Source organism: Alcaligenes sp. NLF5-7, from assembly GCF_024266725.1.
In the GTDB taxonomy this organism is placed as follows: Bacteria; Pseudomonadota; Gammaproteobacteria; order Burkholderiales; family Burkholderiaceae_B; genus Alcaligenes; species Alcaligenes phenolicus.
This window is the reverse complement of the sequence record NZ_CP100755.1, coordinates 3,765,592-3,788,258: the sequence shown is the minus strand read 5'-3', so window position 1 is coordinate 3,788,258 and position 22,667 is coordinate 3,765,592. Positions and strand designations below refer to the sequence as shown.

General features: G+C 55.8%; 23 protein-coding genes. 10 read left to right on the top strand and 13 right to left on the bottom strand.

Annotated elements, in window-relative coordinates:
* Window positions 1-50: 50 nt before the first annotated feature.
* On the top strand, window positions 51-623 hold the full coding sequence (locus tag MID00_RS17410; RefSeq protein WP_250755711.1) for a YceI family protein: 573 nt from the start codon (window positions 51-53) through the stop codon (window positions 621-623).
* Window positions 624-654: 31 nt separating this feature from the next.
* Here MID00_RS17410 and arsC read toward each other — a convergent pair whose 3' ends face one another.
* Entirely contained in the window at window positions 655-999 is a 345-nt protein-coding gene (arsC, locus tag MID00_RS17405; protein ID WP_009454095.1) for an arsenate reductase (glutaredoxin), read from the bottom strand.
* A 122-nt stretch (window positions 1,000-1,121) separates the two neighbouring features.
* Between arsC and MID00_RS17400 the strand changes: the two genes are divergently transcribed.
* From MID00_RS17400 to MID00_RS17385, 3 genes are all read left to right on the top strand, one after another.
* The gene (locus MID00_RS17400) at window positions 1,122-1,820 is read left to right on the top strand and encodes a glutathione binding-like protein (RefSeq protein ID WP_009454096.1); all 699 of its coding nucleotides are present in this window, start codon (window positions 1,122-1,124) and stop codon (window positions 1,818-1,820) included.
* Window positions 1,821-1,832: 12 nt separating this feature from the next.
* Window positions 1,833-2,624: an RsiV family protein gene (locus tag MID00_RS17395; RefSeq protein ID WP_254499191.1), complete on the top strand. Its 792-nt coding sequence runs from the start codon at window positions 1,833-1,835 to the stop codon at window positions 2,622-2,624.
* A 167-nt stretch (window positions 2,625-2,791) separates the two neighbouring features.
* Window positions 2,792-3,631, top strand: coding sequence for a DUF2789 family protein (locus MID00_RS17385; protein WP_081055307.1), 840 nt, complete (start codon window positions 2,792-2,794; stop codon window positions 3,629-3,631).
* Between the two features lie 163 nt (window positions 3,632-3,794).
* Here the strand turns inward: MID00_RS17385 and MID00_RS17380 are convergent, their stop codons facing one another.
* Window positions 3,795-4,649: an ankyrin repeat domain-containing protein gene (locus tag MID00_RS17380; RefSeq protein WP_021446566.1), complete on the bottom strand. Its 855-nt coding sequence runs from the start codon at window positions 4,647-4,649 to the stop codon at window positions 3,795-3,797.
* Here MID00_RS17380 and MID00_RS17375 point away from each other — a divergent pair.
* Window positions 4,648-4,809, top strand: coding sequence for a hypothetical protein (locus tag MID00_RS17375; RefSeq protein WP_254499190.1), 162 nt, complete (start codon window positions 4,648-4,650; stop codon window positions 4,807-4,809). The two genes, MID00_RS17380 and MID00_RS17375, sit on opposite strands and share 2 nt — an antisense overlap.
* A 232-nt stretch (window positions 4,810-5,041) precedes the next feature.
* Here MID00_RS17375 and MID00_RS17370 read toward each other — a convergent pair whose 3' ends face one another.
* Complete coding sequence (locus MID00_RS17370) at window positions 5,042-5,812, bottom strand: TatD family hydrolase (RefSeq protein ID WP_009454112.1); 771 nt, start codon at window positions 5,810-5,812, stop codon at window positions 5,042-5,044.
* A gap of 17 nt (window positions 5,813-5,829) precedes the next feature.
* On the bottom strand, window positions 5,830-6,879 hold the full coding sequence (holB, locus tag MID00_RS17365) for a DNA polymerase III subunit delta' (RefSeq protein WP_250755716.1): 1,050 nt from the start codon (window positions 6,877-6,879) through the stop codon (window positions 5,830-5,832).
* Window positions 6,880-7,015: 136 nt separating this feature from the next.
* Between holB and MID00_RS17360 the strand changes: the two genes are divergently transcribed.
* Window positions 7,016-7,825: a deoxynucleotide monophosphate kinase gene (locus tag MID00_RS17360; RefSeq protein WP_250755717.1), complete on the top strand. Its 810-nt coding sequence runs from the start codon at window positions 7,016-7,018 to the stop codon at window positions 7,823-7,825.
* 88 nt (window positions 7,826-7,913) lie between these two features.
* Here MID00_RS17360 and mltG read toward each other — a convergent pair whose 3' ends face one another.
* On the bottom strand, window positions 7,914-8,921 hold the full coding sequence (mltG, locus tag MID00_RS17355) for an endolytic transglycosylase MltG (RefSeq protein ID WP_254499189.1): 1,008 nt from the start codon (window positions 8,919-8,921) through the stop codon (window positions 7,914-7,916).
* Between the two features lie 269 nt (window positions 8,922-9,190).
* Here mltG and MID00_RS17350 point away from each other — a divergent pair, with 269 nt between their 5' ends.
* Window positions 9,191-10,042: a folate-binding protein YgfZ gene (locus tag MID00_RS17350; RefSeq protein ID WP_254499188.1), complete on the top strand. Its 852-nt coding sequence runs from the start codon at window positions 9,191-9,193 to the stop codon at window positions 10,040-10,042.
* Here the strand turns inward: MID00_RS17350 and mmsB are convergent.
* The 5 genes from mmsB to MID00_RS17325 form a co-directional block, all read right to left on the bottom strand.
* Entirely contained in the window at window positions 10,017-10,913 is an 897-nt protein-coding gene (gene mmsB / locus MID00_RS17345) for a 3-hydroxyisobutyrate dehydrogenase (protein WP_035271705.1), read from the bottom strand. The two genes, MID00_RS17350 and mmsB, sit on opposite strands and share 26 nt — an antisense overlap.
* 58 nt (window positions 10,914-10,971) lie before the next feature.
* The gene (locus MID00_RS17340) at window positions 10,972-12,099 is read right to left on the bottom strand and encodes an enoyl-CoA hydratase/isomerase family protein (RefSeq protein WP_254499187.1); all 1,128 of its coding nucleotides are present in this window, start codon (window positions 12,097-12,099) and stop codon (window positions 10,972-10,974) included.
* Complete coding sequence (locus MID00_RS17335; RefSeq protein ID WP_250755726.1) at window positions 12,096-13,244, bottom strand: acyl-CoA dehydrogenase family protein; 1,149 nt, start codon at window positions 13,242-13,244, stop codon at window positions 12,096-12,098. Before MID00_RS17335 ends, MID00_RS17340 begins: the two co-directional genes overlap by 4 nt.
* A gap of 149 nt (window positions 13,245-13,393) precedes the next feature.
* Window positions 13,394-13,747, bottom strand: a complete 354-nt coding sequence (locus tag MID00_RS17330; protein ID WP_009454120.1) for an RnfH family protein — start codon at window positions 13,745-13,747, stop codon at window positions 13,394-13,396.
* On the bottom strand, window positions 13,740-14,174 hold the full coding sequence (locus MID00_RS17325) for a type II toxin-antitoxin system RatA family toxin (protein WP_009454121.1): 435 nt from the start codon (window positions 14,172-14,174) through the stop codon (window positions 13,740-13,742). Before MID00_RS17325 ends, MID00_RS17330 begins: the two co-directional genes overlap by 8 nt.
* Before the next feature lie 59 nt (window positions 14,175-14,233).
* Here MID00_RS17325 and smpB point away from each other — a divergent pair, with 59 nt between their 5' ends.
* Window positions 14,234-14,698, top strand: a complete 465-nt coding sequence (smpB, locus tag MID00_RS17320; RefSeq protein ID WP_003799781.1) for an SsrA-binding protein SmpB — start codon at window positions 14,234-14,236, stop codon at window positions 14,696-14,698.
* Window positions 14,699-14,730: 32 nt separating this feature from the next.
* Here the strand turns inward: smpB and MID00_RS17315 are convergent, their stop codons facing one another.
* Window positions 14,731-16,041: an NAD(P)/FAD-dependent oxidoreductase gene (locus tag MID00_RS17315; RefSeq protein ID WP_254499186.1), complete on the bottom strand. Its 1,311-nt coding sequence runs from the start codon at window positions 16,039-16,041 to the stop codon at window positions 14,731-14,733.
* A gap of 341 nt (window positions 16,042-16,382) precedes the next feature.
* Between MID00_RS17315 and MID00_RS17310 the strand changes: the two genes are divergently transcribed.
* Window positions 16,383-17,024 carry a TetR/AcrR family transcriptional regulator gene (locus MID00_RS17310; RefSeq protein ID WP_235484220.1) on the top strand — a complete coding sequence of 214 codons (642 nt, stop codon included), beginning with the start codon at window positions 16,383-16,385 and terminating at the stop codon, window positions 17,022-17,024.
* Window positions 17,025-17,449: 425 nt separating this feature from the next.
* On the opposite strand, the gene ppsA is transcribed toward MID00_RS17310, so the two are convergent.
* Window positions 17,450-19,816, bottom strand: coding sequence for a phosphoenolpyruvate synthase (ppsA, locus tag MID00_RS17305; RefSeq protein ID WP_021446560.1), 2,367 nt, complete (start codon window positions 19,814-19,816; stop codon window positions 17,450-17,452).
* A 169-nt stretch (window positions 19,817-19,985) separates the two neighbouring features.
* Here ppsA and MID00_RS17300 point away from each other — a divergent pair, with 169 nt between their 5' ends.
* Entirely contained in the window at window positions 19,986-20,819 is an 834-nt protein-coding gene (locus tag MID00_RS17300) for a pyruvate, water dikinase regulatory protein (RefSeq protein ID WP_009454124.1), read from the top strand.
* 199 nt (window positions 20,820-21,018) lie between these two features.
* Here the strand turns inward: MID00_RS17300 and MID00_RS17295 are convergent, their stop codons facing one another.
* Entirely contained in the window at window positions 21,019-22,467 is a 1,449-nt protein-coding gene (locus MID00_RS17295) for an amidase (protein WP_021446559.1), read from the bottom strand.
* Between the last annotated feature and the right edge of the window lie 200 nt (window positions 22,468-22,667).

Here is a 22,667-nt window from a genome sequence, read left to right as displayed (position 1 = left end):
GACGCATCAGCGCCCCCTCTCTCTCCCTGCATAACAAGGATTACACCCTCATGATCAAGCCAGTGATTGCCCTGTCCGCCAGTTTCATGTTTGCTTTTGCTGCCCAGGCGGCTCCAGTCACCTATCAGGTTGAACCCAGCCACACCTTTGTGCACTTCAGCTACAAGCACCTGGGCCTGAGCACGCAAAGCCAGCGTTTTGACAAGGCACAAGGTACGGTTACACTGGACCAGGAAGCCAAGACCGGCAGCATCGACATGAAAGTCGACACCCGTTCGGTCAGCACCGGCTTTCCCCTGTTCAACGAACACATCCAGGGCAAGGATCACTTCGACACCGAGCAGTTCCCCGAAGCAACTTTTGTGTCCAAGGACATTCAGTTCGACGGTGACAAGCCTGTGTCCGCCAAGGGCGATCTGACCATCAAGGGCATTACCAAGCCCGTGACCATGACCATTGAGTCCTTCCTGACCATGCCCAAGCACCCCATGATGAACAAACCCGCCCTGGGCGCGGACGGCAAGATCGAGATCAAGCGTAGCGAGTTTGGCATGGCTGCCAACGTGCCTTACGTCGGTGATGAAGTCACTATCCGCATTGCGCTGGAAGCCATTGCCCAGTAATAGCGAAGCACTCGCTACTCAGGAAGTCTGTTTAAAGGATTTCCTGAACCACTTCCAGGGGACGCGCCAGACGCGTCCCTTTTTCTGTCACCACGATAGGACGGTTCAACAAAACAGGATTGGCTTCAATCGCTGCCAGCAAGTCCTCGTCGCTCAGATCGGGATTGCCCAGGTTCAGCTCGCTGTAAACAGCCTCTTTGCTGCGCATGGCCTCGCGTACCGTCAAGCCCGTTGCCGCAATCAGCGCTTTGAGTTCACTGCGTGACAAAGGTGTTTTCAGGTACTCGATGATCTCGGGTTCCAGACCTTTTTCACGCATCATGGCCAGGGCATTACGCGAAGTGCTGCAGCGCGGATTATGATAGATTTTGCTCATGACAGTCTTTGACTTCCTATAAACCGTATTCAGGCGAACAATAGTAGCCCAGCGCCGCCGGATACGTCATCTGGGTAGCTTGCTGCAGACAGGCCAGCGTCTTCACTTAGCCAGGAGAACACATGATCGACCTGTATTACTGGACCACTCCCAACGGACATAAAATCACGATGTTTCTGGAAGAGTCCGGTCTGCCATACACCATCCACCCCATCAATATTGGCCAAGGCGATCAATTCAAACCTGAATTCCTGCGTATCGCCCCCAATAACCGCATTCCCGCCATTGTTGACCAGGCTCCGCAAGACGGTGGCGAACCTATCTCCCTGTTCGAGTCCGGCGCCATCCTGCAATATCTGGCAGAAAAAACCGGCCAGTTCCTGTCGACCGATTTGCGAGTGCGTACCGAAACCTTGCAGTGGCTGTACTGGCAAATGGGTGGCCTGGGCCCCATGGCAGGCCAGAACCACCATTTCAATGTCTATGCACCCGTCAAAATCGAGTACGCGATCGACCGCTATGTGCGTGAGACTGGCCGTCTCTATGGCGTGCTGAACAAACATCTGGAGCAGCGCGACTTTATTGCTGGGGACTACTCCATTGCCGATATGGCCAGCTACCCCTGGATTGTCTCCCACCAGCGTCAAAACCAGAATCTGGACGACTTCCCACATCTGAAGCGTTGGTTTGAGCGTATTGGCGCGCGTCCCGCAACTGAGCGTGCCTATGCCTTGGTCGAACAGATTAACCCCGGCTCGCCCGTCCATGACGACAAGGCCCGTCAAATCCTCTTTGGCCAAGATTCTAAAACCATCCGATAGGACTACGATCCCATGACCTTACAGCGCCCCTATCAGCTGCTGCTTATTGGCCTGACAGCCATGGCTCTGTCTGCGTGTTCCAGCACGCCCAGCAATATCTCCCTGATTCCAACGCAAACCCAGGATCAGACTGAAAAAGATGGCGTTTTTACCCAGCCCTTGGACTACAAGCACGTCAAACCAGGCTGTACCGGTGAATGCCCGCGCCTGGAAGTGAAATCTCTGATTTTCCCCGGCAATGCCGAGCTGACCAAACTGGTCGATGAAAGCCTGGCTCATATGACGGTTATCTCTGAGCGCCATCCTGGCTATCGCGGTTTGAAGGAATTCGAGAACTACTACTGGGCTACCGCCAATAATCGTGACGAAGTACATTTATCCGCCCGTACGCGCTACCGTAACCGGGATCTGACGGTCGTAGAGCTAAGTTCGGGCATCTACATGACGGGTGCGGCCCACGGCATTACAGCAACCCAGTTCATCAACTGGGACAATCGCCTGAAGACCGCTTTACCTCTGGACCGCATTATTGCCCCCGGCAAGATCAAGCCTTTCCAGGAACTAGTACGCCATGCGCACAACAACTGGGTTTCCAGCCTGAGTGAAGCGCGTGAAGACCGAGCCGGTTGGGACAGAATGTGGCCCTTCCAGCCCGCCCAGAACATTGCTCTGACCGATCAGGGCTTGCTGGTGAAGTACAACCCGTACGAGGTCGCCCCGTATTCCTTCGGTCAGCCAGAGCTACTGCTGCCCTACTCGGAACTGCGTGGCATTCTGCGTCCTGACTACCTGCCCGCGAATTAAGCGTTTGGGTCACCGTAAATAGACAGGCAGCGTATATCAGGCTGCCTGTTAATAAAAACAGTATTTTTTTGTACGCTACTCAAAGCCCGGAACCTTTAGCCATACATGCTGGAGCCACGCCCGTCCTTAGCGTCCGATCATCCCCTCTTCCAAGCTCCCCTACCACCATGTCTGATAACTTGTTCCGCTTTCACGACCTGTTTGCTCAACTGGGTCTGCCCAACACCCCCGAGGCGATTGCCAGCTTTCTGGAAAAACACCGCCCTTTGCCCAATGACGTGCTGCTGGCTGACGCTCCCTTCTGGAACGAGTCTCAAGCCGAGTTCATTCGGGAAAAACGACTCCAAGATTCCCCGGAATGGATCCAGATCATTGACCAGTTAAGCGAGGCCCTGCGTCAAACGACTGGCGTGGTGAATCTGTCCGGCCCTTGCCGCGTTCTGGCTTTATCAGGCAGCCTGCGCCAAAGCTCCTTCAACACCGCTTTGGCACACGCCGCTCAAGCCCTGGCCCCCCAAGGCATGGCGATTGAAGTCGCCACCCTACACGGCATCCCCCTGTATGACGGCGATCTCGAAAGCAAGGACGGCATTCCAGAAGCCGTACTGGCCTTGAAAGAAAAGATCCTGAACGCCGATGCTCTCTTGCTCGTTACCCCGGAATACAACAATGGCGTACCCGGCGTATTCAAGAACGGAATCGACTGGCTGTCTCGCACAGACATGAAAGCCATCTTCTCGGGCCGTATCACCGGGCTGATTGGCGCTTCCATGGGGGGCTTTGGCACGATCTCCTCCCAGGCAGCCTGGTTACCTACGCTGAAAATGCTGGGCGTGTCCCTGTACAGCGGCGGCTCGTTGCTGGTGTCTCGTGCGCAGAATTCCTTTGATGCGGAAGGCAAACTGCAAGATGAGAATATCCAGAAAATGCTGAGCAACTACCTGCAAGGTTTCCAGACCTTTGTGCATGCCTCCCATATGGCCAAGGCGCAAGAAAAGGGCAATTAAGGGGCAATAGATAAAAAGGGGTTTAGTTCTCTGCCTATAGAGATACTGAGTCAGCACAGCTGCGAACGCAGTGCAGGACGTCAGTATCACTACAACCATTCCCGATTATTGCCACAACAAAAAAGGAGCCCTCAAGGCTCCTTTTTACATCCTGCCCCCAGACTTAAGGCTGTACAGGCTTGTCGAAACGATCCAGGTCAAAATAGCGACTGGTACTGCTGGACGAAGCAGGTTTCGAACTGGAACTGTCTGCTGCAGGAGCTGGCTCGGGCTCTACCGTCACCGTTTGCACCCGATTCAGATCAGGCTGCTCTACCCGCTCTGGCACACCATAAGTCTCTACCGCTCCACCGGAGTAAGTCCCCGCTGCGGCTGGTGCAGCGGCCGCTTTACGAGCGACAGCTTGATCCAGATAACTGGCCAATTGTTCATGATTGGCTGAACGCGCCCAGTCTGCCGGACTCAAACCTTGGGCATTTTGCATACTCGGATCAGCACCCGCTGCCAATAACACATCGACTACAGCCCGTTTGCCCGACAAGGCAGCCATCATCAAGGGGCTGGTCCCGTCTGGTGCAGGTGCATTCACAATCGCTTTCTGAGACAGCAGATAGCGCACCGTCTCTTCATGTCCTTTGGAAGCGGCATAGTGCAAAGGTGACCAGCCCACCCGATTCACCTGCCCCCCTCGTGCTTGCAGATCACGCAAACGAGCGGTCTCCCCCATCAGGGCCAGATACATCATGGGAGTTTCGCGGGCCTCGTTCTCGATGTTCACATTGGTTTGACGGTTAGCCAGTAAAGTGTCCACCACTTTCCACGACTTGTTGCGTATCGCCAGCATCAAGGAAGGATTGCCCTTGGAGTCCACGGCGTTGGGGTTCGCCCCCTTGATGAACTCCTGCTCGATGATGTTGGGTCGGTCATTTTCCAGCGCCAAATACCAATTTCGGCTTTCAAGCTCTGGTTCCTGCGCCGACACAGGGGCTGACAGCAGAAAGGCCAAAGGAAGCACCATGGAAAGGATGGTTTTATTGGGTATTTTTCTTTTAAAAATCATGCTATTAAATCCTTTTCATAAAGTGCTTTATCAGGTTATGAAAGTACAGATAGATGCCGCTTCAAGCGTTGCTCCTCTCTATCCAAGCGGGGGAGCATTTATCTATAAAAAAGCTTAAGAATCATCAACAAACCATTGATTATTAACGAAAATTTAGCTTTTTCAGTGCATCCCCACTAAGCCCGAAAAGCAAAGAAAATCACGAAAATTTCCATTTTTAATCTAAAAATCAACCAGTTAAACTATTTTCTTAAAGTTTTAAATCAGCTTTAAGCAACCTCCGCTCAAGATCCTGTACCTTGGCTTAAACAGTCACAAAAGCCTCATCAAAATCTCTAAACTAGATTAACTTAAAGCTGTACCTTACTGAATAATTTGAAAAAATTCTCTGTACTAGCCTCTTCAACTTCCTTCACCGAGATCCCACGAAGCTCCGCAATCTTCTCGGCCACATGAATGACCAGGGAAGGATCATTGGTTTTGCCTCGATATGGCACAGGAGCCAAAAATGGCGAGTCCGTTTCGATCAACAAACGATCCAGCGGCACGCGTTGCGCCACATCCTGCAGTTGGGTAGCGTTCTTGAAGGTCACAATCCCGGAGAAGGAAATGTAGAAATTCAGATCCAAGGCCGCTTGTGCCACTTCCCAGGTTTCAGTGAAACAGTGCATCACGCCCCCGGCAATCTGCGCCTGCTCTTCGCGCATGATGGCAATGGTGTCTTCACTGGCCGAGCGAGTATGGATGATCAAGGGCAGGCCCGACTCGCGACTGGCACGGATGTGGGTGCGGAAACGCTCACGCTGCCAATCCAGGGGCTCTTGCAAGCGGTAATAGTCCAGACCCGTTTCGCCAATAGCCACCACTTTGGGATCTTGAGCATGTTTGATCAGCTCCTGGACGGTAGGCTCGGTGACTTTCTCATAATCCGGATGCACGCCAACCGAGGCAAACAAATGGCCGTGGGGACGCACCAGCTCCATCAAACCGGGCCAGTCGTCCATATCCACGCTGACCACCAGCGCACAGCCCACCTGGTTCTGGCGCATCTTGTCCAGGATGTCGTCCAGATTTTCAGCAAGTTCAGGGAAATTAAGATGGCAATGCGAATCAACAAACATGATTAGACGGTACTTTTTTAAACACGACGACATGCCTGGTGCAAACGGTCCAGGGCATGATGAATAAACAATTTAGCATTGAGCGGATGATTCCCCAGCCGCTTTTGCTGCACCAGCCACTTCAGGGCTTCCGTCACCGCTGTGGTGTTGGATTGGGCTGCCAAGGCATCAATGCGCTTTTGCAGGGAAGGATAGTAACGCGCCGGTTGGGCAAAACCACCCAGCTGAATATCGACAAACAAGCGTTGCCAATGGTCAATCCACTCTTGAGCAGGCAGTTTTTCCAGCGTATCGGCCAAGGACAAATCCGCCTCACGGCCTGCTTTCAATACCCCATCCATCCAGACGCTTAACCAATCTGGGCACGGTGCATTCATATCCTGGCTGGCGCTTAACGCTTTTAGTGGAGCACCACCCCAGGCAGCCAACCAGTCCGAGGCTTGATCCACCCCTTGTTGCTCCAGCCACTGCACCGATTGCTGAGCATCAGGTGCGGGCAAAGGCAAACGGCGGCAACGCGATACCAGTGTAGGCAACAGCCGATCTGGCGCATCGGCTACCAGCAGAAAAACTGTGCGGTCCGCAGGTTCTTCCAGCACCTTCAGCAAGGCATTGGCCGATACCAGATTCAGAGCCTGAGCCGGATAAAGCACCGCCACTCGCCACCCGCCTCTATGAGTGGCCGTATTGAACCAGTGCTGCAACTGGCGTAATTGCTCCACCCGGATTTCCCGGGAAGGATTTTTACGGGCAGCCGAGTCTTTGGCCAAGTCCCCTTCCTGGGTGTCTGGCCCCTGCTCTTCCAGCGCAACCGCATCCGGGCGCAGCAGGCGCAAGTCCGGGTGATTTCCCCCCCGCACCCACTGACAGGCCTGACAGTGGCCACAAGCCAGACCCTGCACCGGCTGGTCGCACAATAAACTGGCGGCGGCCGCACGGGCGAATCGCGTCTTGCCGATGCCCGGCAGACCGTGGATCAGCCAGGCATGGGCAAAACGCTCCTGATTGCCCAGCCAATTTTGGGCGGTCGCGATTTGCCAAGGTAGAAAAGTCAAACTATCAGACACCGTATTGCCTCAAGGTTGCACATCAAAAGGCCTGATTCACGCAGGAAAGACCAGGCAATCGCCCCCACTTGAACAGCTCAGCGCACATTGTAATATGAACCGGTAAAATGCCTGCTCCACTACCAAGGATGATGAAGTGAGCTTATTGATCGGGCTGGCCGCCAAAGCGCGTTCAGGCAAAGATACCGTCGCCAATCTACTACTGGCACAAAACCCTTTATTGGCCGCTTATGCCCTGGCCGACCCCGTGAAAATGGGCTGTGAAGTGCTGTTTGGCCTAAGTCCAGCCCAAGCCTGGACAGACGACAGCCTGAAAGAAGTGCCTATTGCCCTTTGGCAGCGCTCCCCCAGACAGTGTTTCCAGCTACTGGGAACGGACTGGATGCGCCAGCGCGATCCCGATCATTGGCTACGCCGCGCCCAACATGTGCTGGAGTTTGGACCGGGCTCCCCCCTTGCCAGAAGCATTCAGAACTACTCGGTCTGGGCGCTGGCTCTGGCCGCGATTTACGGCATGGTGCCTGAGCACCTGGATGATGAGCGGGCGGATAATGTGGATGCCTTTTGGGGTTTGAGTCCGCGTCAGGCGGCCGAACATCTACGCAATCAGGTTCTGGCCGAATACCCGGATTACGAGCACCGTCGCCAAACCTTGCCCCTGTTCCTGCCCAGCCACCAGCTTCCTGATATGAGTCAGGCCCGTTGTCTGCTGATTAAAGACATTCGTTACGAAAACGAGGCCAATTTCATCCGTGAACATGGTGGGGAAATCTGGCATATCGAACGCCCTGGCAATCCAGTGATCAGCCAGCACTCTTCCGAATGGGGTGTAGAACGCGCCCCCCAGGACTATCTGATTCGCAATGACGCAGGCCTGGAAGAACTGGCCAGCAAGGTCCATGATTTGTGGACGGGCTTCACGCAACGGCACGGCTTGAAACTTTGACTCCCTGGCCTTGGATAGCGCTCAGCCGTCCAAGTGTCACCAAACCGCCCCCAAAAACCATTCAGGCCCCTGATAGGGCCTGAATGGTTTAGCGTTTCAGAATATATTTGGCGACGGCCCGGTTATGTGCAGCCAGATTCGTCGAGAACTCGCTGGTTCCATCGCCACGCGATACAAAATAATAGAAATCATGCTTTTCGGGATGCAAAGTCGCCATCAAGGAAGCCTTGCCAGGACTGGCTATCGGCGTGGGAGGCAATCCATTGCGCGTGTAAGTGTTCCAGGGGGTATCCGTCGTCAAATCGCGCTTGCGAATACGGCCGTCATAGGCTGAACCCATGCCGTAAATAACAGTCGGGTCTGTCTGCAATGGCATGCCTACGCGCAAACGGTTCATGAACACCCCGGCTACACGCGCTCGATCCTGACTGTGGCCTGTCTCACGCTCCACGATGGAAGCCATGATCAAGGCCTCGTATGGCGTCTTCAAGGGCAAATCCGCATCCCGGTCCGCCCATAGCTGTTCCAGCAGTTCCTGCTGAGCCTGAAACCCGCGCCGCAGGATATCCACATCTGCCGTACCCGGTACAAAAACATAGGTATCGGGATAGAACAGACCTTCAGGATGTACAGCGTCCAAGCCAAAACGCTGCAGCAAGTCTGTATCACTGACATCACTCAAGGTTTGGCGAACCTGGGGATTGCTCGCCAACGTCTCGCGAATGCGTTGATAGGTCCAGCCTTCAGGAATGGTCAGGCGGGTTTGCAGCATATTGCCGCTGGACATGCGCTCCATCACCATCCATGGCGTATCACCACGCACGGCCTCGTAAGCCCCCGCTTGCAAGGAGGTATCCAGGCCAGAGAGACGCGCCATCCAGACAAAAGCATCTTCCTGGATATCGATCCCGGCCTGCTGCATGCTGCGTGCAATCGCACGGGGGCCAGAGCCTGCAGGCACCACATAGTCGATGCGTTCAGCACTCATCGTCACGGGCTGCTTCTTGGCCCAATACCAGGCGCCACCCGCTATCACACAGGCGACGACCACCAGAAGGCCCAACAGGGCAAAGAAGATCTTGACAGTTTTTTTCATGCGAGCGCTATTGTAATCAGAATAAGGCGGCATATTCCTGAATATGTGTCACAGTCAAACACAGAAACCGGGACAGGCCCGCGCTACCGGATTGCGCTATCCAGCTCATGCCCTGATCCCAGCGGGGATATGCCCCTGAAACCGGCCTCACACACGGTATCATTGATGTTTAAATTTATTTTTTTCGCTCAGCCATGACCGGAATGCCAGCCCCCTCCTCTTTCGCCCTGCCTGATTTGTGCGTCCTCCAGTTTCAGGGAGCCGATGCCGTGTCCTTTCTCCATGCTCAAGTCAGCAATGACTTGGAGAATCTGGCAGCCGACCGCGCCTGCATCGCGGCCTATTGCACCGCCAAAGGTCGCAGTTTGGCGACCATGGTCTTGTGGCGTGAACAGGACGAGACCGTCTATGCCCTGGTGCGCCGTGACCTGAGCGAGGCCCTGATCAAGCGCCTGCGCATGTTCGTGCTGCGCAGCAAAGTGACGATCAGTCTGGCCGAGTTGCAGGTTTACGGTGTAGCGGATCAATCCGCTGCCCAAGCGGTCTGGAATTTGCAGCGCGATGGTGACGACACCTTCATCCAAGCCCCCGGCGAGCTGGACGGCTTGAATCGCTACTGGCGGATTTCTCCCCAGCAGGATACGAACGCTCCGGCTTCTGAGGGTCGTTGGGAAACGGCGGATATTTTGGCAGGCTTGCCCTGGATCAGCGCCGACACCCAGGATCTGTTCATTCCCCAGACTCTGAACCTGGACCTGATCGACGGCATCAACTTCAAGAAAGGCTGCTATCCCGGCCAGGAAGTGGTGGCACGCAGCCACTATCGAGGCACGATCAAGCGCCGCATGATGGCCGCCCGCAGCGCCATTCTGGACACGGCACCACAGGTGCAAGAAGCCGCCGATGTGTTCCTGGTCTCTCAAGGTGCAGAGCCGGTTGCGGCTGCGCGCATTATCAACCGCGCCTGGCAAGCCGAGCAGCAGCGTCTGTATGTCTTGATGGAAGTGGTACTGGCGGACCTGGAACAAGGCCAGTTTCAACTGGAGCAAGGACAGGCGCTGGAATTGCAGCCCCTGCCCTACGCTCTGCCAGAACTTAGCTCTTCTGACGGTACAAATTAAGAATGCTGGAGAAATCCAGCCCTGCATTCTGACCCTGTGCGGCATGCAAGGCGAACAGGTTACGGGCCAGTTCGCCTAAGGGTGTCGCACTGTTTTGGCTCACGGCTGCATCGGCCGCCAAACCCAGGTCTTTCAGCATCAAACCTGTTGCAAAACCACCCTGATAATCACGCGAAGCCGGTACATCCGGCATCACGCCAGGCCAGGGGTTGTACAGTTCGGTCGCCCAGTTACGGCCGGAGCTGCGCGCCATGATGGACGATAGCACTGCCGGGTCCAGACCGTGAGCAACGCCCAGAGCCAGGGCCTCGGCGGTACCTGCCATCAAAATCCCCAAGAGCATATTGTTGCAAATCTTGGCAACCTGACCCGCACCGGCTTTACCAGCGTGAAAAATGTTCTTGCCCATGGCATCCAGGTAAGGACGCGCCTTTTCCAGCGCCGGATCCTCGCCCCCGACCATAAAGGTCAAGGTGCCGGCCATTGCGCCACCAGTACCACCGGAAACAGGCGCATCCAGCATCAACAGACCCAGCTTGGCCGCCTTGGCCGCCAGATCCTGGCTGGTTTGCGCATCAATCGTGCTGCAATCGACCAGCACTGTGCCGGGGGCCACGGCCTGCAACAAGCCGTTCTCGCCCTCGTAAACCTGACGAACGTGGCGGCCAGCAGGCAGCATGGTAAAGACCATCTGCGCGTCTTTGGCGATCTGCACCGCCGACTCGCCCACTTGCGCCCCCGCTGCCTGCAGCTCCTTCATGGCCTCTGCATTCAGGTCAAAGACCTTCAGGCTATGGCCGGCTTTGAGCAGATTCAGCGCCATGGGTTTGCCCATATGGCCCAGCCCGATAAATGCAATCGTGTTACTCATTTTGTCTCCTCGTCATTATGAAAACGGCGCCGTCAGGCGCCGCAGCGGTCTGCCTGGATCACAGGTCAGCCAAGGGATGAGTCGTTTCTGCAGGCCAGGCGGGAACAAAAAAGCGTTCCACCCAGCGGGCATCAGCCTGTTCCAGCGAGGCCGGATTCCAGCGTGGCTGTTTGTCTTTATCAATCAGCAGTGCGCGTATGCCTTCCTGGAAGTCACCCTGTACGCCACATTGCAGCGACACAATGTATTCCAGGCGGAAGACATCAGCCAAAGACAGGTGGTGTACACGCTCCAGCAGTTCAAAGGACAAACGAGCCGAACCTGGAGCACCTTTGGCGAAGGTCTGTGCGGCACGGGACAGCCAGGGGTCGGCACTGTCCTGCCACTGCTGCAAAGCCTGTGTAATGCGTTCAAACTCGCGACTGGCGCAGACATCACGCAGCATGGCGTAGTTTTGCTCCAGCGGGCCGGTATCGGGGCGAGCACCCTCTGCCAGACCACGCAGGACCTGATGCAGGCTGCTGTCACAAGCGGCGCGTTCATCAGACCAGTTCGTGGCTTGCAAGGCCTTGAGCAAGGCATCGAAATGCACCCGTGGCAAGTAGGCATCGGCCAAGCCCAGGAACAAGCAATCCGAGGCGTTGATTTGGGCGCCGCTCAGTGCCAGGAAATGGCCGATACCCGCAGGCAGATGTGACAGCATCCAGGTGCCACCTACATCGGGGAACAGGCCAATGGAGATCTCGGGCATGGCAAAACGCGTGGTATCGGTCACCACACGATGGCTGGCACCGTTGAACAAGCCCACGCCCCCACCCATCACAATACCGTCACCCCAGCACAAAACTGGTTTAGGGAAGGTATGGATCAGATAATCCAGGCGGTATTCCACATCGAAGAATTCGCGGGCGTACTCGTTATCCCAGGCCGAACCACCCTGATTCTTTTGCATGGAGGCATACAGGGAATGCAGATCGCCCCCGGCACACAGGGCCTTTTCTCCGGCGCCATGCAACACGATCATGGCAATACTGGAATCCTGCGCCCATTCCTGAAACTGCTTGAACAGCAGCTGGCACATTTCCAAATTAAGCCCATTCAGGGCTTGCGGGCGGTTCAGCGTAGCAACACCAATCGCCTTTCCGTTCTGGCCGGGCAGGCGATCAAACAAAACAGAATCCGTCATCGAATATCAGCTCCAAGATCAATGATTTGTCGTGCAATGATGACACGCATGATCTCGTTTGTGCCTTCCAGAATCTGGTGCACCCGAGTATCGCGCACCAGTCGCTCAACAGGATAATCCTTCAGGTAACCATAACCGCCAAAGAGCTGTTGTGCATCCACGCAAGCCTGAAAACCCAGATCCGTGGCCATACGCTTTGCCATGGCGCAGTAGGTGCTGGCCTGATTGCTACCGGCGTCCAGGTGCGAAGCGGCCAAACGTACCATTTGGCGGGCAGCAACCACGCTGGTCAGAATATCGGACAATTTGAATTGCAGAGCCTGGAACTGGTCCAGATGCCTGCCGAACTGGCGGCGCTCCTGCATATATTGGCGGGCAGCATCATAAGCCCCCTGGGCGGCTCCTACCGAGCAGCAGGCAATATTGATGCGCCCACCGTCCAGGCCCTTCATGGCCAGTTTGAAGCCCTCGCCCTCCTGGCCCAGCATGGCCGAGGCAGGAACGCGTACGCGCTCAAAGGTAATGCCCCGTGTGGACTGACTATTCCAGCCCATCTTCAATTCTTTACGACCGTAAGTGATACCAGCGGCATCGGCAGGTACGGCAAAAGCGGAAATCCCCTTTGCGCCGTCCCCGCCGGTACGAGCCATAACCACCAACAAGTCCGTGTCCCCGGCACCGGAGATAAAGGCTTTGCTACCGCTGATCAGGTAGTCGTCGCCATCACGCTCGGCACGTGTCCGCAGCGAGGCAGCATCCGAGCCTGCGCCCGGTTCGGTCAAACAGTAAGAGCCCAGTTTCTGGCCGCTGCTCAGCAGCTCGCCCCATTGGGATTTGACCTCGTCCGTACCCCAGGTGCCGACCATCCAGGCAACCATATTGTGGATAGTCAGAAACGCGGTGGTCGAGGGATCAACTGCCGCCATTTCTTCGAACACCAGGCTGGATTCCAGACGCCCCAGGCCCAGGCCGCCGATGGATTCCGGGGCATACAAGCCACAAAAACCCAACTCACCGGCTTTACGGAACGCCTCGATCGGGAAAATCTGCTCCTCATCCCAACGTGCCGCATGCGGTGCCAGTTCCCCTTGTGCGAACTCGCGAGCCGCTTGCGCAAAAGCGTTCTGATCGTCAGTCAGTATCATGTCTGTCTCCTTATTTTCACCCACCATAATGCGTGCCGCCCCCTTTAGTTGTCGTGCTGATGACAATCAGCCGTTTCATAGGGGGCAGTGCAAGGCAGGAGGCGACAGTCTAGCTGAAAGTAGCGGCCTGATGATCAGGCGCAGAAGAACTAGGTGCGGGCGGGTTTGCGGCGAGGTCTGGCGGCAGCGCGGGCGGCCAGCTTGTGCGCATAACGGCGACGGCGGGAATCCATGGGGTCAAAGACCAGCTCGCGATAGACTTCTACCCTGTCCTGATCCTGCAAGAGTTGGTCCAGCTGGCAGCGCTGGCCGTAGACACCGACGTGCAGCGCGTCCAGGCCCTGTTCATCGTCCAGCGGCGGCAAGCCGCATTCACGCAGGCCTTCGGCAATGCCAGCTTTTAACAGGGCATCACGCACACAACTGCCCGCAGGCAAATGCAGGGCGGCTTTCCAGACCTGCGCCTGGGTAGCCACAATCACGCTGACGGATAATTCAGTCACCGTAGACCTCTTGGGCACGGCGGGTGAAGGAGTCGATAAAGCTGTTGGCAACGCGGTTAAAAATGGGACCGACCACCATTTCCAGCGCGCGGCTGGAGAACTCGTACTCCATGGTGAACACGATCTTGCAACCGTCTTCGCCCAAAGGGGTAAACTGCCAATCCCCCGTCAAGGCCGAGAAAGGCCCTTTGACCAGGCGCAAGACAATCCGATTGGGATAATCGTGTTCGTTACGTGTGGTGAAGGTTTGACGAATACCCGCAATGCTGATGGTAACCGAGGCTTCCATCCCCTTTTCGTCACGCTGGTTGACACTGGCGCCACCGCACCACGGCATGAATTCAGGGTATTTTTCCACCTCTGCAACCAGGTCAAACATCTGTTCGCAGCTATAAGGAAGGAGGACGGAGCGTTTTACTGTATGCATCAGGTCTGGTTAATAGATAGAATGTTCTGATTTTACAATCTATGGTTGGCAATTAATTCATGAGTATTGTTGATAATCGCAAGGCTACCCACGAATATTTTATCGAAGAGCGCTTTGAGGCCGGTCTGGTCTTGGAGGGTTGGGAGGTCAAGGCGATCCGAGCTGGGCATGTTCAGCTCAAAGAAAGCTATGTCATCGTACGCGAGGGCGAGCTGTTTATTTTAGGGATGCACGTCAGCGCTTTGCCGACAGCGTCCACTCATATCCGGCCCGATGCCACTCGTACACGTAAACTGCTGCTCAAAGCCGAAGAAATCAGCAAGCTGATCGGCAAGGTTGAACAACGAGGTTACGCCCTGGTTCCCCTGAACCTCCACTACAAGAAAGGTCGTATCAAGCTGGACTTCGGTCTGGGACGCGGTAAAAAACTGCACGATAAACGTGATGTTTCCCGCGACAAAGACTGGAAGCGCGAACAAGAACGCTTGATGAAACACGACACCCGCCGTAAGACGAATGAATAAAACGGGCTAAAAAGCCCGTTTTGTTCCAAATCTCAATGTAATTTAACACGAGGGGCGGCCCGTTTGCTGAGCAAGCGGCCCAAAGCCAAGGTTGCCGTTCGCGCAACTCCTAAAATCGCCATGTGGTGCATCAGGTGCAGACTCATGTACATGATGCGAGCCAGCAAACCTTCCACAAACCAGCTCTTGCCGGACAAGACCCCCATCAGGCTCCCTACCCCACGGCTGTGGCCCACGGAAACCAGCGAGCCGTAATCCTTATAGACAAAGGGTGCTTCATCCACAGGCTTGCCCTGGATGCGAGCGGCCAGACGTTTGCGCAAGTAACTGGCTTGCTGGTGCGCGACCTGGGCACGTGCAGGCAGGAACTGACCTTCCTTGTCCCAGGGCACTTGTGCGCAGTCGCCCAAGGCCCAGATATAGGGATCGGGTGTGGACAGACAGGAATCCAGCACCAGCTGATTGATGCGGTTCACGGGCAAACCCAACTGGCCCAAAAAGGCAGGGGCTTCAATCCCCGCCGCCCAAACGCACAAATCATTGGGATATTGGCCGCCGTTCATATCCTCGATATGATCCGCCGCCAGACGGCTGACCCGCACCGAGGTCCGTACCGCTACGCCACGCTGCTCCAGCAGGCTTTGAGCGGTAGCGGACAGCTTGGGCGGCAAGGCAGACAGAATGCGATCGGCGCCTTCCAGCAAGGTAATGCGCACTTCGCGGTCCGAACTGCTGCCCGGAATGCTGTAGATGCTTAAATCAGCACGGGCTTCCAGCAACTCGGCAGCCAGTTCCACCCCGGTTGCCCCGCCCCCGACAATATTGATGTACAGCGGTGCCCCCGGCTCACGCTGCGCGCGCCGTGTCACACTGATCAGCTCATTGAGCAATTTCAAACGGAAACGCTCTGCCTGATGGGTCGAGTCCAAGGCCAGCGCGTGTTCATGGGTGCCAGGCGTATTGAAAAAATTGGATTTGCTACCCACGGCCATCACCAGGGTGCCGTAGGACAGGCTGCGTTCCGGGAACACTTCTTCATGATCGGGCCCCAGGACAGGAGCCAGCGTAATACTGCGCTGCTCGCGGTCTATACCGGTCATTTCACCTTGAATAAAAGTGAAACCACAGTCTCGTGCCAGCATGAAATACGATAGCCCTTCGCGGTGAATATCCAAGGTGCCGGCGGCAACCTCGTGCAAGGACGGTTTCCAGATATGGTCACTGTCTTTGTCGACCAGAAAGATATGCTGACGCCCGAACTGACGTCCTAATTTGGCAGCCAGCTCCAGGCCACCTGCCCCGCCCCCCACGATCACCACTTGATACGACTGCGTAGTAGACATCCAGAACTCCTTGGGACTTGTCTTGAGCAAAGAGAGTATCAGAACCGCCGCCTTATACTTTAAATCAAAACAGATAAGGACTATAGCGATCTGTAGACGCCGCCAGGCGCGCCCAGAAGCGCCGGCCTGCGCTACCACCCGAATGTGTGGCTCTTTTGCGCTTTAATAGGCCTTAGATCAAAGACCGACGCAAACAAATAGGTCCAGCAGCAGTGCATGTCGTAAAATCAAGGGGTTTGGTCTTGCTTGCCCTTAACGATCGAAATAGAGCAACAGCACAGCAGCTATTGATACGGTATGATGCTGACTTTGTCCTATTCACTTATTTTTTGCCTGCCATTATGCACGACGATGTTCCCCGAAAATCCCAACGCGCGACTCGAAAAGGGCGCGAACGCCGCGACAAAATCCTGGAAGTGGCTTCCGAGGTTTTTCGCGAGAATGGTTTTGAGGCCACATCCATGTCCCAAATCGCTGCATTGGCAGGCGGCTCCAAGGGCACACTCTACAACTACTTCCCGTCCAAAGAAGACCTCTTGCTGGCTGTCTTGCTGACAGGCGCCCAGGACTTTACCGAACAGGTCTTGACCAAGCTGGACTGCGAAGGCGATATTCGCGAAGAACTGAAGCGCTTTTTGCTGCCCATGCTGCGCAATCTTTACTCCAAGCAAACCGCCCAGTTGTTACGTATCGTCGTCTCTGTAGGTGGCCATAGCGACATCGGCAAGCGCTTCATGGAGATGCTGGATGATCAGATCTGGGACGGCGTGCAGTGCTTTTTTGCCCACCACATCGAGCGCGGCACCTTGCGCAAGCTGGACCCGGCATTGATGGTGGAACACTTCCGCTGCCTGAGCGAAGGCGAAATCGTTCTCCTGCTGATGGGCGCCATGGAGCCCTGGAGCGAAGAACACATTCAAAGCGAAACCGAACATATTCTGGATATGTTCCTGCACGTTTATCAAAACGACACGGCAAACTAAGGCTGCATCAATCGGCGGCAACCGCTGATTGTCATTCCTTACGGTTCCCGGCTTTATGCTCTACAGCTGACAGCGAACCCTTCAAGACAATCTGAATCCATGCCGCCCGATCCAGGGCGGTGACGGCGACTCCTTTTTCCCCATCACTACCTTTCACCAGTTCCCTGCCCCTGATCGGTGCCGGTTGTCAGGATTGAACCTGTCCTTCTCACTGCCCTACACCACGAGCACTCGGCGATACCTGTACGAGCTCGCACACCGACTCCAGCCTGCCAATACGCCAACATAGACGCACTATCAGGCTAAAAGAACCACAAAACGACAACACCCCGACATGGAAGCTCCATGTCGGGGTGTTGAATCTTGACTGGTTTGACCAGCTTACTGCCAGAGACGTTTCCCTGGCAGTGGATTAGGTCTTGGTCTTAGGCCTTGGCCAGACGCTGCCAGGTGTCCACAACCGTGTCAGGGTTCAGCGACAGCGAAATAATGCCTTCTTCGCTCAGCCACTTGGCCAGATCGGGGTGGTCGCTAGGGCCTTGGCCACAAATACCGACGTATTTGTTTTGTGCCAGACATGCCTTGATGGCACGGCTCAACATGAACTTCACGGCTTCGTCGCGCTCGTCGAAGTCAGCAGCCAACAGTTCCATACCGGAGTCACGATCCAGACCCAGGGTCAGCTGAGTCATGTCGTTGGAGCCGATGGAGAAGCCGTCAAAGTACTGCAGGAACTTCTCGGCCAAAATAGCGTTGGAAGGCACTTCGCACATCATGATCAGGCGCAGGCCGTTTTCGCCACGAGCCAGACCGTGGGAAGCCAGCAGCTCAACCACACGCTCTGCCTGACCCAGGGTACGCACGAATGGCACCATGATTTCGACGTTGGTCAGACCCATTTCGTCGCGCACTTTCTTCAGGGCTTCGCATTCCATCTTGAAGCATTCTGCGAAGTCTTCGGACAGGTAGCGAGCCACACCGCGAAAGCCCAGCATTGGGTTCTCTTCCTCGGGCTCGTAGCGCGAACCACCCACCAGTTTGCGGTATTCGTTGGACTTGAAGTCCGACAAACGCACAATGACGGGCTTGGGGTAGAAGGAAGCGGCCAGAGTCGCAATACCTTCAGCCAGTTTTTCCACGAAGAAAGCACGTGGGCTGGCGTAGCCACGAGCCGCCGATTCCACCGCCTTTTTCAGGTCGCTATCCACATTGGGATAGTCCAGAACGGCTTTGGGGTGAATCGCGATGTTGTTGTTGATGATGAATTCCAGACGGGCCAGACCCACACCATCGTTCGGGATTTGCGAGAAGTCGAAAGCCAGTTGTGGGTTACCCACGTTCATCATAACTTTCAGGCCGATCTCGGGCATTTGGCCCCAGCTGACTTCTTCGATCTCGGTTTCCAGCAAACCGTCGTAAATACGGCCTTCGTCGCCTTCAGCACACGATACCGTCACTTCCTGGCCTTCTTTCAGCACGTCTGTGGCGTTGTTGCAACCGACCACGGCAGGGATGCCCAGTTCGCGAGCAATAATCGCCGCGTGGCAGGTACGGCCGCCACGGTTGGTGACAATAGCCGAAGCCAGCTTCATGATGGGTTCCCAGTTAGGGTCCGTCATGTCGGTCACCAGCACGTCGCCGGGTTTGACCAGATCCATCTCGGAGGCATCCGCCACAATACGGACTTTGCCCGAACCGATCTTCTGGCCAATGGCGCGGCCTGTGACCAGCACGTCGCCGGTGGCTTTCAGGCGGTAACGCTCTTGCACATCGTTGCTGCCTTGCTGGGACTTAACCGTCTCAGGACGGGCTTGCAGAATGTAGATCTTGCCGTCGATACCATCACGACCCCACTCAATGTCCATGGGACGCTGGTAGTGTTTTTCAATAATGGTGGCGTAGCGAGCCAGTTCGATCACTTCTTCGTCGCTCAGGGAGTAACGATTGCGCTCGGACACAGGCACGTCCACGGTACGTACAGCGTGATCGGTGGTACGACCTTCGTCAAATTCCATCTTGATCAGCTTGGAGCCGATACGGCGGCTGATGATGGGGTAGTGACCGGAAGCCAGCGTTGGCTTGTAAACGTAGAACTCGTCCGGATTGACCGAACCTTGCACCACGGTTTCGCCCAGGCCGTAGGAGGAGGTCAGGAAAACCACGTCCTTGAAGCCCGATTCGGTGTCCAGGGTGAACATCACGCCGGCGCTGCCCTTATCGGAGCGCACCATACGCTGGATACCAGCGGACAGAGCCACTTCAGCGTGGGCGTAGCCCTTGTGCACGCGGTAGGAAATAGCGCGGTCGTTGTACAGGGAAGCAAATACGTGGTGAATCTTGCTCAGCACCTCGTCAATGCCCACCACGTTCAGGTAGGTTTCTTGCTGACCGGCAAAGGAGGCGTCAGGCAAGTCTTCGGCGGTTGCGGAAGAACGCACGGCAAAGGAACCTTTGCCATCGGCGTCCAGCTCAGCAAACGCGTCACGTACGGCTTGTTCAAACTCGGCTGGGAACGGAGTGTCGATGATCCACTGACGGATTTCGGCACCGGCAGCAGCCAGTTCACGCACGTCGTCGGCGTCCAGCGCGTCCAGACGCTGCTGAATGCGCTTGTCCAGATCCTTGTTTTTCAGGAAAACGCGGAATGCTTCGGCTGTTGTGGCAAAACCACCTGGCACGCGCACACCGGCATCAGCCAACTGGCTGATCATTTCACCCAGCGAAGCGTTTTTACCGCCCACTGTGTCGACGTCCGTCATGCGGAGCTTGTCGAAACCAATTACGTAAGACATAAGTCACCTTGAATAGAAAAAAAAGCGTGTTTGCTTAAGGCAGTGATCCCAGCAGCGCTGTCCGTGTGATCTGTCCTAAGCAAACCTGCCTTTCCATCCCCCGATTCGAGCGGTAAATGGTAATCTTGCAAATTGTACCGTTTCCCGAGCATTGTGCACGACTTATTCCATGTCTTCTTCTCCTATTGAGCGTACCGTCTTTGTCGTTTCCGACAGCACGGGCATTACCGCCGAAACTTTCAGCAACTCCGTCCTGTCGCAATTCGCTCAATTCGAATTTCAGGCCATCCGGATCCCCTTCATCGATACCATCGAGAAAGCCCAGTCTGTTGCTGATCGCATCAACCAATGCGCGCAGGAACAGGGCCAGCAGCCTCTGGTCTTCAGCACCCTGGTTGACCCCAAGATGGCGCATATCATTGGCGCTGCCAACTGCACCTTCCTGGACTTGTTTGGTGCCTTTGTACGACACATCGAACGCGCCCTGGGGGTGAAATCCAGCCGTTCCGTGGGCCGTTCTCACTCCGGTGGCATGTCCAAGCGCTACAACAACCGTATCGAGGCCATCAACTTCAGCCTGGCGCACGACGATGGTCAATACGTGAATGGTCTGGAACAAGCCGACGTGATTCTGGTGGGTGTGTCACGCTGCGGAAAAACGCCTACCAGCTTGTACTTGGCAATGCAGTATGCCGTCAAGGCCGCCAACTACCCCATCATTCCCGAGGATTTCCAGCGCGGTACCCTGCCCGCGACGCTGGCTCCTTACCGGAAAAAGATTTTTGGCCTGTCCATTCATCCAGACCGCCTGTCCGAAGTGCGTAATGAACGCCGTCCGGGTAGCAAATACGCCACCATCGAACAGTGCCGCATGGAAGTGGCCGAAGCCGAGCGCCTGATGCGTATGGAAGGTATCCCTTGGCTGTCCACCACCACCAAATCCATCGAGGAAATCTCCACCAAGATTCTGGATGATGTCGGTTTGGACCGCCGCTCCTACTAAGGATTGAACTCCTGGTCCAAGCGCCCCCCTTCGGGCGTATTCGGACAGCCTCAACATCAAGGCCTGAACCCGGTGTGATACCTGGCTCAGGCCTTTTTGTTTGCTGCGGGTACGGTAACAGGTCTGCTGCGCATCCACTTGCGCCTCTACGGGTGTCGGTTTGCCTATACCGGCTTGCATCCCCTATTGTTGCCCCATCTTAGACCAGCTTGCCCACCCAAACCTGCGGGTGCTGATCGGCCCAAGGCAAGGCTTGCTCCAATTGGCCAGCCAGCCCGAACAAAAGGCATTCCTGCCCATAGCCGGCTGTAAACATCATGCCTATGGGTAAAGAGGTGGCCACATCCTGCCCAGCAGGCACGGACATGGAGGGTGAACCGCTGATGTTGGCCAAAGCAGCAAAAGGCGCTTGCCGGAAGACGTGGGCAATCCAGCCCAGGCCATCCACCTGATCCTGTACCTTGTTGTACTCGCCCACCTTCATGGGCAGCGTAGGCACGGTGGGTGTCATCAGCACATCGTACTTCTGGAAATACGCCCCCAAATTCCGTGAAACTGTATTACGCACGGCAATCGCCCCCAGAATATCAATCCCGCTAATCTTCTTGCCGTAGGCGTAGGCCGCCAGCGTGGCCTGTTCCAGATACTCCTCGTTCACCGGGCGTCCTGTCGCCGCTGCAATGCTGTCTATCCATGCAGCCGTATTCACGTTCCAGAACTGAGCATTGGCGTGCACAAAAGCCTCCCAACTGACGCCGGAGTCAAACACCAGGGGCTCCACCTGATGGCCCAAGGACTCCAACACCGAGGCCATATCAATCGCCTTGGCCGCTATGGCAGATTGGGTTTTATCGCCGCTGGGCGGGTCCATCATCAAGCCGATACGCAAGGAACCCGGATTCTTCTTGACGGCCGATAAAAAGCTCTGCGGGGGCGCTGCGGTGTAATAGGGCTCGCCGATACCGGGACGACTAATCGCATCCAGCAAGGCCGCACTGTCTCGCACACTGCGGCTGACACCCAGATGGGCCAGCAGACCACTCCACACTTCATCTTGCTGAGGGCCGCTGGAGACACGCCCCCGAGTGGGCTTCAAACCAAACAGGCCGTTCACTGCTGCAGGGACACGGATAGAGCCACCGCCGTCAGTTGCATGCGCCACTGGCACCATCCCTGCCGCCACTGCAGCGGCCGAACCGCCTGTAGAGCCGCCAGCATTAAAAGCCGGGTTCCAAGGGTTCAGCGTAGGGCCTACGCAGCGCGCTTCCGTCGTGGTACTGATGGCGAACTCCGAGGTGGTCGTGCGCCCCAGCGTGACCAGTCCCGCCTCCTTGTAGAGGCTCATCAAGGTGCTGTCTGCATCCATCACCATATCTTGCGCCAGCTTGCTGCCCAGCTCGTAGCGCTTGCCCTTCATGGTGATCGCCAAATCTTTAATCAAAAACGGGACGCCGTAGAGTACGGAGTCCCGGTCAGCATGAGGGTCAATCTCCCCGTCCCAGCTCTCTACAACCGCATTGATTTTACTGTTCAAGGTGTCGACGGCTTTTTTGCCAACTTGGCTTAATTCTTGAACACTGATTTGTTTCTTGGCGACCAGCTCAGCAAGAGCCAGGGCATCATAGGTCGCGTATTCGCTAAGTTTCATTGTTGACCTCATCTGAAAAAGATTAGGAATCCAGCCGGATACAACGATGCAGCGATAAAGGGAGGGAAAGACGGCTCTGCACGAGCCGCTAGCAGACAAGCGTCTACTGCGCCAGGCACTCAGTACTAGCGTACCGATAAGCAGGCGCCTTACTAGATGATTTACTTGATTTTACAAGTGGAGACAAGTGCCAGATCAAG